Genomic DNA, 12,587 nt, shown 5'->3' on the forward strand with positions numbered 1-12,587 from the left:
TCCCGCTTAGACGCGACGCCGCTTGGGCGGACGGCAACCGTTGTGCGGCTGCGGAGTGACATCGGAGATCGTGCCGACCTCCAGGCCGGCGGCCTGCAGCGAACGGATCGCGGTCTCGCGGCCCGAACCCGGGCCCTTGACGAACACGTCGACCTTCTTGACGCCGTTCTCCTGCGCCTTGCGGGCCGCGTTCTCGGCGGCCAGCTGCGCGGCGAACGGGGTCGACTTGCGCGAACCCTTGAACCCGACATGGCCCGACGACGCCCAGGAGATGACGTTGCCGGAAGGATCGGTGATGGACACGATCGTGTTGTTGAACGTGCTCTTGATATGCGCGTGACCGTGCGGGACGTTCTTCTTTTCCCTGCGGCGCGACTTCTGGCTCTTCTTCGGGCCGGAGGCCCGGGACTTCGGAGGCATCGCTTATCCCCTACTTCTTCTTGCCGGCGACGGTGCGCTTCGGGCCCTTGCGGGTGCGCGCGTTGGTCTTGGTGCGCTGGCCGTGGACCGGGAGGCCACGGCGGTGACGCAGGCCCTGGTAGCAGCCGATCTCGATCTTGCGACGGATATCGGCCTGGACCTCACGACGCAGGTCACCTTCGACCTTGAGGGCCGAGCCCTCGATGTAGTCACGCAGCTGCGTGACCTGCTCGTCGGTGAGATCCTTCGAACGCAGGTCCGGGCTGACGCCCGTCGCGGCCAGGATCTCCTTGGAGCGGGTACGACCGACGCCGTAGATGTAGGTCAGTGCGATCTCCATGCGCTTCTCGCGCGGGAGGTCGACGCCCATGAGACGTGCCATCTGGCAGTTTCCTTAATTGTTGCGGAGGTCTGCTCCCTGTCCGTCCCCTCGTCTGGTGGGGCCCCGGCCTCCGTTCCGGGGGTAGGCACGCACACCCTCCGGGTCACCCCGGAAAACCTCAGTGTGCGGCTGGCGCTGGGAGTTCTTCTTTCGTGCCAATCCGAACCACGTTCGGTGCTCGGCGCCGGTGTCAGCCCTGCCGCTGCTTGTGCCGCAGGTTGTCGCAGATCACCATGACCCGGCCGTTACGGCGGATCACCTTGCACTTCTCGCAGATCTTCTTGACGCTCGGCTGAACCTTCACGTCCGTCCAATCTTTCGTAGCGGCCCACACCTACGGGCGTGGACACAGTTGACCCCGGTCGGGTACGACCGGGGAAATCTCGGGGAGCGAGCCGGGGCCCACTCGTTCACTTGTAGCGGTAGACGATCCGACCGCGGGACAGGTCGTACGGCGACAGCTCGACGACGACCCGGTCCTCCGGCAGGATGCGGATGTAGTGCTGCCGCATCTTGCCGCTGATATGCGCGAGGACCTTGTGCCCGTTCTCGAGCTCGATCCGGAACATCGCATTCGGCAACGGCTCGACAACCCGCCCCTCGACCTCGATGGCCCCGTCTTTCTTCGCCATATCCTCCGCGATCCCGGTTACACTCAACCTGGTCTGATTGCCTGGTACTGCCCGCGGGACCGGCCGGAGCACACCGGTACGACCGCGAAGGCGGCGCACCGTGCACAACGGCGAACACGACAACCGATCGCACACGAACAGGCGGCGCTTTGATACACCGCCTGGTCAGCTTACCGGTAGGTATGTCATCGGGCAAAAAGGGGTACTCTCCGCGAGGCGCGTCACGGGCCGCGGGCCCGGCTCCCCGGCACTGAGTGCAAGGGTGGTTGTCGCGTAAACTGGCCGCTGTCCGAGGTCGACCACTCCAGGAGGGGACCGGTGAGCCGCAGCAACGACGGCCTCCCCATGCTGCCACCATGGCTGGCCGATACCGAGGTCACCGGGGTCGGCGAGGGCAATTTCCGCAACTACGAGCCGCCGCCGGTCCAGAATCTACCGCAGGACGAGGTCATCCCCGAGACCCCTGAGCCGCCGGAGGGTTTCTTCGCCCGCCGGGGCCGTGGCGAGGACCGCTCCGCCGAAAGCGATAAGAAAAAGGGCAAGGGCTGGTTCCGTAACAAGAACAAGGACCAACCGTCGCTCGAGGACCGCGTCGGGCCACTCCTGCCGAACAGCACCGGCCCCCGTCCCGCCCAGCGCAACAACTGGGCCGAGGCGACCGGCCGGCACGAATGGGCCACGCCCCGGCCCGAGAACGCCGAAGCGCCGCGCCACTCCGGCACCGACCCGCTCCAGCAGACCGAGCAGGGTGGGCCTGGGCGGTATCCGCCCGCCGACCGGCCCGACGCGCCGGCTCCGCCCGCGCCCGGTCCGGGACCACAGTGGGGTCCCGACGGTGCACCGACGCCCACGTCCGCCGCGCCGAATGCCTTCCAGGCCCCGGCCGCCGATCCGCCGGCGCCGCCGGTACGGCAGCCGGGCGAGCCGGCGCCGGAGTTCGACAGGTTGCGCCCGCACCATCCGATCCCGCCGCAGCCGGCGCCCGAGCCTTGGGCCGGCACTACGGCCGAGGGGACCGGTGGCGCGGCCGGACCGTCCGCCGTGGTGCCCGAGCCGCCACCGTTCCTGCCGCCGCCCCCGCCGCTGCCCGATCCACCGGCCGACTCGCCACGCTCGGGCGAGGGCCCGGCGACACAGCAGCCGTTGCGACGACTGCCCGATCTACCGCCCTCTCCCTCCGAAGCCTCGGCCGGCGCGGGGAACGAGGGCCCGGGCGAGCCGTCGGCTTCCGTCGACTCGGCCACCCCCACCTCCCGGGAGCCCGCCGATCCGCCGGTGCCGGCACCCGCCCCGGGCCCGTTCACGGCACCCGACTCCTTCACGGCTCCACCACCTACCCCGGACCCGTTCACGGCACCCGACTCCTTCACTGCCCCAGCGCCCGCTCCGGCACCGGAATCCACCCCCGCTCCGGAGCCCACTCGAGCGCCGGACCCGTTGGCGGCACCCGATTCCCTCGATCCCCCGGCGCTCGCTCCGGCACCGGGGCCTGCCCCGGTCTCCGAGCCGTTCCCGACTCCGGACTCTTTCCGAGCTCCGGAAAGCAACCCTGCGCCGACGCCGCGGATCGCACCCACCGACAGGCCGCGCGTGCCCGAGAGCGCACCCCCGCCACACGACGGCACCCCCGGTGACCAGGCGCGACCGGGACCCGGCACGCCGAACCCCGCCCAGTGGCGGACGCCGGAGGCCAACCCACCTATCCAGGCCGCCCAATGGCAGGGCCCCGAGGTGAACTCACCACGGCAACCCCTCCCCCCACCACCGGCGCCCCGGGCTCCGGGACCGCGGCAGCAATGGCAGCAGAATCCGGGCCCTCCCCCGCAGGGCCCCGGGCCGGCCCAGTACAACCCCGCGCCCCCGCAGCAGTGGCAGCAGCAGCCGCCCCAGCAGCACGGCGGTGCGCCGACCCGGCAGCAGGGCGGACCGCCCGCCCCCCAGCAGTGGCAGCAGAACCCGGCGCAATTCGGCGCCCCGGGCCCGGGCGCGCCGTCCCTCGACGACGTCTCGGTGCGCCGGGCGAAGAAGGCCTCCGGCCACGGCTGGCGCAAAGTGGTGCACCACGCGTCCGGCGGCCGGATCAATCCCGGCATGTCGGCGGAGGAACGGCGGCTACAAGAACTGGTCGCGCGGATCCGGCAACCGGTGCGCGGTGACTACCGGATCGCGGTGCTCTCACTCAAGGGCGGTGTCGGTAAGACCACCACCACCATCGGTCTGGGCTCGACCTTCGCCTCGGTTCGCGGGGACCGGGTGATCGCGGTGGACGCCAACCCGGACTTCGGCACGCTGTCACAGCGCGTCCCGTTGCAGACGCGGTCCACGGTCCGGGATCTGCTGCTCGATCCGGCCATCGAACGCTATTCCGATGTCCGGCGGCACACCTCGCAGGCGACCAGCCGCCTGGAAGTGCTGGCCAGCGAACGTGATCCGGCCGCGTCGGAGGCCTTCAACGAGGACGAGTACCGCGCGGTGGCCCGGATCCTGCAGCGGTTCTACAACATCATCCTCACCGACTGCGGTACCGGTCTCATGCATTCGGCCATGGCGGGCGTACTGCAGCTGGCGCATTCGCTGGTGCTCATCTCCCCCACCGCGATCGACGGCGCGCAGAGCGCGTCGGCCACCCTGGATTGGCTGTCGCTGCACGGCTATCACCACCTGGTACAGAACGCCGTGGTGGTCATCAACTCGCCGCGCGACGGGACGCCGAACATCGATGTGCAGCAATTGCGGCAGTACTTCCTGTCGCGTTGCCGGGCGGTGCACATGATCCCGTTCGACCCGCATATGTCCGAGGGCGCCGAAATCGACCTGCCGCGGTTGAAGAAGGAGACCAAGCGGGCCTACGTGGAACTGGCAGCGACCGTGGCCGACGATTTCACGCAGAGCTACCGCCCGCAGCAGGGCGGCTGAACCCCGTATCCGGGGCCGGTACCCGCGGTGGACCCCGGAGCCGGCCGTGGCGGCGACCGGCCCGGGGCGTCACCACTCCGGCAGCCTGCGCCTTCCGGCCAGCACATCGCCGACCAGCGCATCGTAGGCATCGGCCAGTTCGGCCAGATGATGCCAGGCGCCGTGCAGGAGTTCGTCGTCCGCGTCCAGCGTCATCAGCGCGTGGTGCGCGCGGACCGCGGATTCGGCGAGCCGATCGATGATCGCGCCGACGGTTTCGGTGTGCAGAGTGACACCGAGCCGATGCTGCGGGACATTGCGCCCCACCCAATCATCGATGGCCAGGACCAATTCCATCCGGCGCCGGTCGATCTCGACCAGCCGGTCGGGATCGGTGACGATGGAACCGCCGCGGCCCACCAATCTGCGCTCGTGGAGCACCGCTAAATCCCGGGCGTACCACAGCAGCTGACCCCCGACGACCCGGTGCCCGCGCGCGGCGCGCACCAGTAGGTCCGAATTCGGCAGGCCGGGAGACCCGTTCTGCGCCAAGGGATCAGCGCCGCGCTGGGCGCCGGGGAGAGCCATTACGACTGTTGTATCCGAACCTGTCACGGTTGCCTCGCCGTTCATCGCCGCACAACACCGGGTCAGTACGTTGATTACAATAAACCGCCGAAGGCTACTGTCAAGCGATACAGGCCCCCCTGGACACGAAAAGCGTACACTTCGTTACCTGGCGACCACCCGAGGAGCACGATGGCGGACGGTCCGACGTATCGGCGTATCGCGGATCACCTCCGCGAGGAGATACGAGCAGGCAAGTGGCAACCGGGGGATCGCCTGCCCAGCCACGCCGAATTGGCCGAGCAGATGCAGGTTTCGCTCACCACCGCGCGTAATGCGATTCAGGTGCTGGTCACCGAGAATCTCGTCTATACGGCTACCTCCAGAGGCACCATAATCCGCAGCCGCGAAGTGCTGGAATCCGTGGTCACCGACCACATCCGCCCCGATCGACCCCGGGCCGCCCACGATATCTTCTCCGAGATCGCGCGCGCCGCGGGCCGGGTGCCGACCAAGGAATTCAGTGCGCGCATGGAACCGGCGGACCAGCGTGTCGCGCAATGGCTCGGCATTCCGGTCGATTCGTGGGTGCTGGCCCGCACCGTGGTGCAGTATCTCGACAACGAACCGTGGTCGTGGGAAGTGAGCTTCTATCCCCGGGATCTGGCCGAGGCCACCGGGATAGACTCCCCGCACGATATTCCCGAGGGCACCACGCGTCGGCTGGCCGACCGTGGACAGGGCGAGACCGCGCACCGGGATTCACTGGTCGCGCGTCCGGCGAACGCCGAGGAAGCCGCGGTGCTCGGCGTCGCGATGGGCACTGTGCTGCTCGATCATCTGCGGATCGGCGCCAACCACGACCGGGTCACCCGGGTGACGCGTCATCGTTCCATCGCGGCGAGCAACCGACTCGCCTACGAACTCGGCGATTCGGCCGGAATCGCGGTAATCCGTGGCGTAATGGATCAGACCGATCGGTCCGAGATATGGTTCTAGCCCATGACGGTGCAGATTCGGCCGGCCGACCTCGATGACCTGGACCTGATCCGCCGCCTGCGGCTACAACGCTCGTCATGGCTGGCCGCCCGCGGCTCGGACCAATGGTCGACCGAGGCATCCGGACTGTCCATCGACTATTTCGCGCGCGCGGTGGCCCGGTCGGTGGCCGCGTGGGAAACCTGGATAGCCGAGGTGAACGGCGAGCCGGCGGGCACGATCACCGTCAACGACCGCGCCGATCGACAGTTGTGGACCGGCGCCGAACTCGCGGACGCGCTCATCGTGCACTATCTGATCGTGGATCTGCGCTTCGCCGGGTCCGGCGTCGGGCGGCGACTGCTCGCGCACGCTGCGGCAGTGGCTCGGGCGCACGGGCGGCGCTGGGTACGGCTGGACGCGTGGACGAACAACACCGATCTGCACGCCTATTACCGGCGGGCCGGATTCCGGCTGGCCCGCATCGCCGACCCGAACGATCCGAGCCCGTCGTGTGCGCTGTTCGAACGGCACGTCGACGACTGGTTGCTCGAGGGACCTATGCTCGGCGCACCGGCCGGTGTGCCGCTGACCCGGCTGGCCCGCGATCCGATTGTGCTACCGGTATCGGGCTGAACCGCAACCCGGTCGCGCGCCCGGATCGGCTCGAAGCCGGTTCCACAGCGGATCGAGATAGGTGATTGTGCACCATCTCGATACGGCGGATGCACGAAACCAGTGCGCCGCGGCCAGGCGGCAGCTTGCTCGGCCGCACACCGCCGACCCACCTATCGTCGACGACAATACAGAATTGCGGGCCGCTACACCGGCTGCGATGCCATAACTGCCGCATTGCCCTGATCACCCGAGACGAGAAGAGGCACAACGTGTCCGGTGCCCGATCGGGTCTGTACCGAGGCCGTTCCGTGCCGGCGTCCCCGCAGGCGGGGCGCCACCCGATCGGCTGTCGATGCAGATAAGCCGCGGCCGCGATTTCGCCGCATCTGCACCGTTGTCGGGCAGCTCGTCGATATCCTGTCCCCGTGCACGGACCCACGGGAGATCCGCAATGAGGCGAATCGACCTGAACGAGGACCCGACCACGGTGAACGCCGACCTGCGACTGGAGTACGCGGGACAGCTGTTCACCGGCGAGGTGGTCGAAGAGCTGGCGCCCGGACAGTTGCTGTCCCAGGAGTTCTACCTCGACGGATTGCGGCACGGCAGCTACCGGGAGTGGTGGCCCGACGGGCAGTTGAAGTCGGAGGGTGAGAGCTATCGCGGGCAGCCGCGCGGGATACTCCGGCGGTGGCATCCCAACGGCCGCCTCGCCGCGGAGAGCCTGTTCGGGAAGAACGGTGAACTGGAAGCGATCCGGGAATGGGACGAGCACGGCCGCAGGCGGTGAGAGTCGAGCTCAGACCTTGCGGCGCTCATCGATGATGACGCGGACCACCTGGGCGCACCCCGCGGCGGCCGGCTCCCGGGGACGCGGCAAGATCGACCCCATGCGAGTCCTGCTACAGCGAGTGACCTCGGCGCGGGTGAGCGTCGACGGCGAAGTGGTCGGCCGGATCGACCCGGCCGCCAACGGCACCCGGCACGGCCTGCTCGCCCTTGTCGGCGCGACCCATAGCGATACCGAGGCAACCGCCCGTGCCATGGCCGAGAAGATCTGGCGGCTGCGGATTCTCGCCGACGAGCACTCCGCCGCCGATCTCTCGGCCCCCGTTCTGGTCGTCAGCCAGTTCACCCTCTACGCCGACACCCGTAAGGGCCGGCGCCCCAGCTGGTCCGCTGCCGCCCCCGGACCGGTGGCCGAGCCACTGGTCGAGGCCGTCGCCGAAACACTGCGGCAGTTGGGCGCCACGGTCGCCGGTGGACGATTCGGCGCCCATATGCAAGTGGAGCTGACCAACGACGGCCCGGTAACCATCATGCTGGAGCTCTGACTCCCGTACGGCCGACGGCCGCTCGCCATAGACGGCAATCGGCCCGGCGCACCGCCTGCGACGGCGTGCCGGACCGATTCGTCGATCAGTGCGAGGCGCCGGTTGCCGCCCCGGTGTCGCGGTTCCCCGGCTATTCCGACCGGAGCGTGAGAATGCGCGGGCCGTCCTCGGTCACCGCGACGGTGTGCTCCCAGTGCGCCGCACGTGATCCGTCGGTGGTCACCACGGTCCAGTCGTCGTCGAGAACCTTGGTGTCGTGGGTGCCCAGGGTGAGCATCGGTTCGATGGCCAGAACCGAGCCGACCACCAGCCGCGGGCCCTTGCCCGGCTCGCCCTCGTTCGGCAGGAACGGGTCGAGATGCATCTCCCGTCCGATACCGTGCCCGCCGTAACCGTCGACGATGCCGTAGGAACGACCGTGCTCGACCTCCGCCGCGCGGGTCCCGAGCTCGATCGCATGCGAGACATCGGTGAGCCGATTGTCGGGGACCATGGCCGCGATACCGGCCACCATGGACTTCTCACACGCCTCGCTGAGCAGCCGGTCGGCCTCGATCAGATCGCCCACGCCGAACGTCCACGCGGAATCACCGTGCCAGCCGTCCAGCACGGCACCGCAGTCGATGGACACCAGATCACCGGGAGCGAGCACCTCGTCTTCGGTGGGGATCCCGTGCACGACGCGATCGTTCACCGAGGCGCAGATGGAGCCGGGAAAGCCGTGGTATCCCTTGAACGACGGCACCGCGCCGGCATCCCGGATCACCTGTTCGGCGATCCGGTCCAGTTCGAGCGTGGAGACCCCGGGCGCGGCGGCCGCGCGTACCGCGACCAGCGCGCGACCCACGACGGCGCCCGCCGCCGCCATGGCGTCGAGCTCACCGGCGGAGCGGAAGGGAACGACCTTCTTGTTCTTTCGACCGAAGACCATATCGGGTCAGCTCTCCATCGCCGAAGGATTACCGCCGCACCCGCGGCCCGGGCTAACCGGTCGTGGCATTACGACCCAGTGCCTCCAGGGCCCGCGCGTTGACCTCGTCGACCTCGCCGACCCCGTCCACCGAGACGACCAGGCCGTCGTAGTAGTTCAGCAGCGGCTGGGTCTCGTCGCGGTAGATCCGCAGCCGGGTCCGGATGGTTTCCTCGTTGTCGTCGGAACGACCCCGGGCCAGCATCCGATCGACCACCGTGTCCTCGGAGACCACGAAGCACAGCACCGCGTCCAGTTCGCTGCCCAGATCGTCGAGGATCTTGGCGAGCGCGTCGGCCTGGTCGACCGTGCGGGGGTAGCCGTCGAGCACGAACCCGCGCGCGGCGTCGGGCTCGGCCACCCGGGAGCGGACCATGCGGTTGGTGACATCGCTGGGCACGAGTTCGCCCGCGTCCATATAGCGCTTGGCTTCGAGACCGAGCGGCGTCTGCTCACTGATGTTCGCGCGGAAGAGGTCACCTGTAGAGATATGTGGTACCCCCAGCTTTTCCGATAGCAGCACGGCTTGAGTGCCCTTGCCCGCTCCCGGCGGCCCGAGTAGTACAACTCTCACTTGAGGAACCCTTCGTAATTGCGATTCATGAGTTGGCTTTCGATCTGCTTCACGGTGTCCAGGCCGACGCTCACCATGATGAGCACGGCGGTGCCGCCGAACGGCAGATTCTGCGCCGCACCACCGGAACCACCCATATCGAGGAAGACGTTCGGCAGTACAGCGACAAGACCCAGATAGATGGAGCCGGGCAGGGTGATCCGGCTGAGCACGTAGGTCAGGTGATCGGCCGTCGGCTTACCCGGGCGGTAACCCGGGATGAAGCCGCCGAACTTCTTCATCTCGTCGGCGCGTTCCTCCGGGTTGAAGGTGATCGCGACGTAGAAGTAGGTGAAGAAGACGATAAGGCCGAAGTAGATGGCGATGTACACCGGGTTGCCGGGATTGACCAGATACTTCTGGATCGCCTCCTGCCACCAGCTGGGATCGGTGGCCGAGGTCGACCCGGTGAGCTGGGCGATCAGATTCGGCAGGTAGAGCAGCGAGGACGCGAAGATGACCGGGATGACACCGGCCTGGTTCACCTTCAGCGGGAGATAGGTCGAGGAGCCGCCGTACATCTTGCGGCCGACCACGCGCTTGGCGTACTGCACCGGAATCCGGCGCTGGCCCTGTTCGACGAAGATGACCGCGATGATGATGAGCAGCGCAGCCGCGCACACCAGGCCGAAGACCAGGCCGCCGCGGCTGTCCAGAATGGATTTGCCCTCGCTCGGGATCCGGGCGGCGATACCCGCGAAGATCAGCAGCGACATACCGTTGCCGACGCCGCGTTCGGTGATCTGCTCACCGAACCACATCACCAGGGCGGCACCCGCGGTCATCACCAGAACGATGATGATCATGCCGAAGATACTGGTATCGGCCAGGATGTCCTGCTGGCAGCCCTGCAACAGCTGCCCGCGCGCGGCCAGCGCCACCAGACCGGTGGCCTGCAGGATCGCGAGCGCGATCGACAGGTAGCGGGTGTACTGCGTCATCTTGGTCTGGCCGGCTTGGCCTTCCTTGCGCAGTTCCTCGAACCGCGGGATGACGACGGTCAGCAGCTGAACGATGATGCTCGCTGTGATGTAGGGCATGATGCCGATGGCGAACACCGACAACTGCAGCAGCGCACCACCGGAGAACAGGTTGATGAGCTGGTAGATACCGGCGGAGTCACCACCGGAGACCAGGTCGATACATTCCTGGACCGCCCTGTAGTCGACCCCGGGCGACGGTAGCGCGGCACCGAGGCGGTACAACGCGACCAGCCCCAGCGTGAAGAGAATCTTCCGCCGCAAGTCCGTAGTCCGGAAGGCCGTAACGAAGGCGGAAAGCACAGATCCTCCTGGCGAACGACATGGTCAGGCCATGGAATTTTCAGCGTGTCCCGGTCGGAAATCGCCGAACCCATGACGGGTCTTGGCAGACAACACTTGAACTCTAACAGTGGCGCCGGACGAGCCTGCACTCGTCCGGCGCCCTGTCGTCGAAACCGGCGAACGTCAGCCCAGTTCGGTGGCGGTGCCACCGGCCGCGGTGATCTTCTCCTTGGCAGAGCCGGAGAACTTGTCCGCGCTGACCTGAACGGCGACGGAGATATCACCCTCGCCCAGCACCTTCACCAGCTGGTTCTTGCGCACAGCGCCCTTGGCGACCAGCTCGTCCTTGCCGACGGTCCCCCCTTCGGGGAACAGCTCGGCGATGGCACCCACGTTCACGACCTGGTACTCCACCCGGAACGGGTTGGTGAAGCCCTTCAGCTTCGGCAGCCGCATGTGGATGGGCATCTGCCCACCTTCGAACGCGGCCGGCACGTTCTTACGCGCCTTGGTGCCCTTGGTGCCGCGACCCGCGGTCTTACCCTTGGAACCCTCACCGCGACCGACGCGGGTCTTATCGGTCTTCGCGCCCGGAGCGGGCCGCAGATGATGCAGTTTGATGGTCATGTCAGACCTCCTCAACAGTTACGAGGTGGCGCACGACATTGATCAGACCGCGGTTCTGCGGGTTGTCCTCCCGGACAACCGACTTGCGAATACCCCGCAGACCCAGGGTCCGCAGGCTCTCGCGCTGATTCTGCTTGGCGCCGATCGAGCTCTTGATCTGGGTCACCTTGAGATCTGCCATATCAGACTCCTTGTCCGGCACGAGCACGCAACATGCCCGCGGGAGCGACGTCCTCGAGCGGCAGACCGCGGCGAGCCGCGACTTCTTCCGGCCGCTGCAGCTGCTTGAGCGCCGCGACGGTGGCGTGGACGACGTTGATCGCGTTGTCGCTACCGAGCGACTTGGCCAGGATGTCATGGATGCCCGCGCATTCCAGCACGGCACGCGCGGCACCACCGGCGATCACACCGGTACCCGGGGAGGCCGGGCGCAGCATGACCACACCGGCCGCCGCTTCGCCCTGCACCGGGTGGGTGATGGTGGAGCCGATCATCGGGACGCGGAAGAAGCCCTTGCGCGCTTCCTCGACACCCTTCTGGATGGCCGCGGGAACTTCCTTGGCCTTGCCGTAGCCGACACCGACCAGGCCGTTGCCGTCACCCACGATGACCAGTGCGGTGAAGCTGAAGCGCCGACCACCCTTGACCACCTTGGAGACGCGGTTGATGGCTACGACGCGCTCGAGCTGGTTCTTCTCGGCGGGGTCGTTACGACGGTCGCCACCGCCACGGCGGTCGCCGCCACGGCGGTCGCCGCGACCCCCGTCGGGGGCATTGGAGTTCTGTCCGGCGGGTCCGTTTCCGCCGTCACGCCGCTGACGTCCCGGCATCAGACGTTCCTTCCGTTCACACAGGTATGTGCAGTCATGTTGGTCATCAGAACTTCAACCCGCCTTCCCGAGCGGCATCGGCGAGCGCCGCGATCCGGCCGTGGTAGTCGTGGCCACCGCGGTCGAACACCACGGCCTCCACACCGGCGGCCTTGGCGCGCTCGGCGATCAGTTCGCCGACCTTCTTGCCCTTGGCGGTCTTGTCGCCTTCCAGCGCCCGCACGTCGGCCTCGATGGTCGACGCCGAAGCGAGGGTGCGACCGGCGGAGTCGTCGACGAGCTGTACGTGCAGGTGCCGCGAGGAGCGGTGCACGATCAGCCGCGGACGCGCGGTGGTGCCCTCGATCTTCTTGCGCAGGCGGAAGTGGCGACGCGTCTTGGACAGCCGCCGGCGAGTGGAAGCATCCTTGCCCAGCGGAATGCGCTTGGCCTTCTGATTCTCGGTTTGCGCCATGA

The 12,587-nt window shown here is 67.8% G+C and carries 17 protein-coding genes; 5 read left to right on the top strand and 12 right to left on the bottom strand.

The features are described 5' to 3' along the window. Positions 1 to 6: 6 nt before the first annotated feature. From rpsK to infA, 4 genes are all read right to left on the bottom strand, one after another. Positions 7 to 420, bottom strand: a complete 414-nt coding sequence (rpsK, locus tag NS4_RS16905; RefSeq protein ID WP_030522613.1) for a 30S ribosomal protein S11 — start codon at positions 418 to 420, stop codon at positions 7 to 9. 10 nt (positions 421 to 430) lie between these two features. After that, complete coding sequence (gene rpsM / locus NS4_RS16910; protein WP_063060502.1) at positions 431 to 802, bottom strand: 30S ribosomal protein S13; 372 nt, start codon at positions 800 to 802, stop codon at positions 431 to 433. 190 nt (positions 803 to 992) lie between these two features. Then, complete coding sequence (gene rpmJ / locus NS4_RS16915; protein ID WP_025347279.1) at positions 993 to 1,106, bottom strand: 50S ribosomal protein L36; 114 nt, start codon at positions 1,104 to 1,106, stop codon at positions 993 to 995. A 106-nt stretch (positions 1,107 to 1,212) separates the two neighbouring features. Then, positions 1,213 to 1,434 carry a translation initiation factor IF-1 gene (gene infA, locus NS4_RS16920; RefSeq protein WP_003418601.1) on the bottom strand — a complete coding sequence of 74 codons (222 nt, stop codon included), beginning with the start codon at positions 1,432 to 1,434 and terminating at the stop codon, positions 1,213 to 1,215. 318 nt (positions 1,435 to 1,752) lie between these two features. Between infA and NS4_RS33415 the strand changes: the two genes are divergently transcribed. Further along, positions 1,753 to 4,350, top strand: coding sequence for a MinD/ParA family ATP-binding protein (locus tag NS4_RS33415; protein ID WP_245665463.1), 2,598 nt, complete (start codon positions 1,753 to 1,755; stop codon positions 4,348 to 4,350). Between the two features lie 69 nt (positions 4,351 to 4,419). Here the strand turns inward: NS4_RS33415 and NS4_RS16930 are convergent, their stop codons facing one another. After that, complete coding sequence (locus NS4_RS16930) at positions 4,420 to 4,917, bottom strand: DUF4254 domain-containing protein (protein ID WP_063060503.1); 498 nt, start codon at positions 4,915 to 4,917, stop codon at positions 4,420 to 4,422. A 171-nt stretch (positions 4,918 to 5,088) separates the two neighbouring features. Here NS4_RS16930 and NS4_RS16935 point away from each other — a divergent pair, with 171 nt between their 5' ends. The 4 genes from NS4_RS16935 (at position 5,089) to dtd (ending at position 7,826) form a co-directional block, all read left to right on the top strand. Beyond that, positions 5,089 to 5,895: a GntR family transcriptional regulator gene (locus tag NS4_RS16935; protein ID WP_063060504.1), complete on the top strand. Its 807-nt coding sequence runs from the start codon at positions 5,089 to 5,091 to the stop codon at positions 5,893 to 5,895. Positions 5,896 to 5,898: 3 nt separating this feature from the next. Then, a complete protein-coding gene (locus NS4_RS16940; protein ID WP_084487384.1) occupies positions 5,899 to 6,510 on the top strand; it encodes a GNAT family N-acetyltransferase in 612 nt (203 codons plus the stop codon). A gap of 433 nt (positions 6,511 to 6,943) precedes the next feature. After that, positions 6,944 to 7,282 (top strand): toxin-antitoxin system YwqK family antitoxin, encoded by a 339-nt coding sequence (locus NS4_RS16945; protein WP_063060505.1) that lies wholly within the window; start codon positions 6,944 to 6,946, stop codon positions 7,280 to 7,282. Between the two features lie 100 nt (positions 7,283 to 7,382). Next, positions 7,383 to 7,826 carry a D-aminoacyl-tRNA deacylase gene (gene dtd / locus NS4_RS16950; RefSeq protein WP_063060550.1) on the top strand — a complete coding sequence of 148 codons (444 nt, stop codon included), beginning with the start codon at positions 7,383 to 7,385 and terminating at the stop codon, positions 7,824 to 7,826. A 130-nt stretch (positions 7,827 to 7,956) separates the two neighbouring features. Here dtd and map read toward each other — a convergent pair whose 3' ends face one another. The 7 genes from map to rplR all read right to left on the bottom strand — a co-directional run bounded on the left by map (position 7,957) and on the right by rplR (position 12,585). Beyond that, positions 7,957 to 8,757 (bottom strand): type I methionyl aminopeptidase, encoded by an 801-nt coding sequence (gene map, locus NS4_RS16955; protein WP_063060506.1) that lies wholly within the window; start codon positions 8,755 to 8,757, stop codon positions 7,957 to 7,959. Positions 8,758 to 8,809: 52 nt separating this feature from the next. Then, on the bottom strand, positions 8,810 to 9,370 hold the full coding sequence (locus tag NS4_RS16960) for an adenylate kinase (RefSeq protein WP_039822471.1): 561 nt from the start codon (positions 9,368 to 9,370) through the stop codon (positions 8,810 to 8,812). Then, the gene (gene secY / locus NS4_RS16965; protein ID WP_063060507.1) at positions 9,367 to 10,692 is read right to left on the bottom strand and encodes a preprotein translocase subunit SecY; all 1,326 of its coding nucleotides are present in this window, start codon (positions 10,690 to 10,692) and stop codon (positions 9,367 to 9,369) included. Before secY ends, NS4_RS16960 begins: the two co-directional genes overlap by 4 nt. Positions 10,693 to 10,857: 165 nt before the next feature. Next, positions 10,858 to 11,301, bottom strand: coding sequence for a 50S ribosomal protein L15 (gene rplO / locus NS4_RS16970; protein WP_030522646.1), 444 nt, complete (start codon positions 11,299 to 11,301; stop codon positions 10,858 to 10,860). A 1-nt stretch (position 11,302) separates the two neighbouring features. Further along, positions 11,303 to 11,482 carry a 50S ribosomal protein L30 gene (gene rpmD / locus NS4_RS16975; RefSeq protein ID WP_030522647.1) on the bottom strand — a complete coding sequence of 60 codons (180 nt, stop codon included), beginning with the start codon at positions 11,480 to 11,482 and terminating at the stop codon, positions 11,303 to 11,305. Position 11,483: 1 nt separating this feature from the next. Beyond that, a complete protein-coding gene (rpsE, locus tag NS4_RS16980; RefSeq protein ID WP_063060508.1) occupies positions 11,484 to 12,131 on the bottom strand; it encodes a 30S ribosomal protein S5 in 648 nt (215 codons plus the stop codon). Between the two features lie 46 nt (positions 12,132 to 12,177). Beyond that, a complete protein-coding gene (gene rplR / locus NS4_RS16985; protein ID WP_030522649.1) occupies positions 12,178 to 12,585 on the bottom strand; it encodes a 50S ribosomal protein L18 in 408 nt (135 codons plus the stop codon). Positions 12,586 to 12,587 lie beyond the last annotated feature (2 nt).

The organism is Nocardia sienata NBRC 100364 (assembly GCF_001613205.1).
Classification (GTDB): domain Bacteria; phylum Actinomycetota; class Actinomycetes; order Mycobacteriales; family Mycobacteriaceae; genus Nocardia; species Nocardia sienata.

What these genes read in the sequence shown, in the direction of transcription:
- rpsK (WP_030522613.1), bottom strand. Translation starts at nt 420, where the DNA reads ATGCCTCCGAAGTCCCGGGCCTCCGGCCCGAAGAAGAGCCAGAAGTCG.
- rpsM (WP_063060502.1), bottom strand. Translation starts at nt 802, where the DNA reads ATGGCACGTCTCATGGGCGTCGACCTCCCGCGCGAGAAGCGCATGGAG.
- infA (WP_003418601.1), bottom strand. Translation starts at nt 1,434, where the DNA reads ATGGCGAAGAAAGACGGGGCCATCGAGGTCGAGGGGCGGGTTGTCGAG.
- NS4_RS16930 (WP_063060503.1), bottom strand. Translation starts at nt 4,917, where the DNA reads ATGGCTCTCCCCGGCGCCCAGCGCGGCGCTGATCCCTTGGCGCAGAAC.
- NS4_RS16935 (WP_063060504.1), top strand. Translation starts at nt 5,089, where the DNA reads ATGGCGGACGGTCCGACGTATCGGCGTATCGCGGATCACCTCCGCGAG.
- NS4_RS16940 (WP_084487384.1), top strand. Translation starts at nt 5,899, where the DNA reads ATGACGGTGCAGATTCGGCCGGCCGACCTCGATGACCTGGACCTGATC.
- NS4_RS16945 (WP_063060505.1), top strand. Translation starts at nt 6,944, where the DNA reads ATGAGGCGAATCGACCTGAACGAGGACCCGACCACGGTGAACGCCGAC.
- dtd (WP_063060550.1), top strand. Translation starts at nt 7,383, where the DNA reads ATGCGAGTCCTGCTACAGCGAGTGACCTCGGCGCGGGTGAGCGTCGAC.
- map (WP_063060506.1), bottom strand. Translation starts at nt 8,757, where the DNA reads ATGGTCTTCGGTCGAAAGAACAAGAAGGTCGTTCCCTTCCGCTCCGCC.
- rplO (WP_030522646.1), bottom strand. Translation starts at nt 11,301, where the DNA reads ATGACCATCAAACTGCATCATCTGCGGCCCGCTCCGGGCGCGAAGACC.
- rpmD (WP_030522647.1), bottom strand. Translation starts at nt 11,482, where the DNA reads ATGGCAGATCTCAAGGTGACCCAGATCAAGAGCTCGATCGGCGCCAAG.
- rpsE (WP_063060508.1), bottom strand. Translation starts at nt 12,131, where the DNA reads ATGCCGGGACGTCAGCGGCGTGACGGCGGAAACGGACCCGCCGGACAG.
- rplR (WP_030522649.1), bottom strand. Translation starts at nt 12,585, where the DNA reads ATGGCGCAAACCGAGAATCAGAAGGCCAAGCGCATTCCGCTGGGCAAG.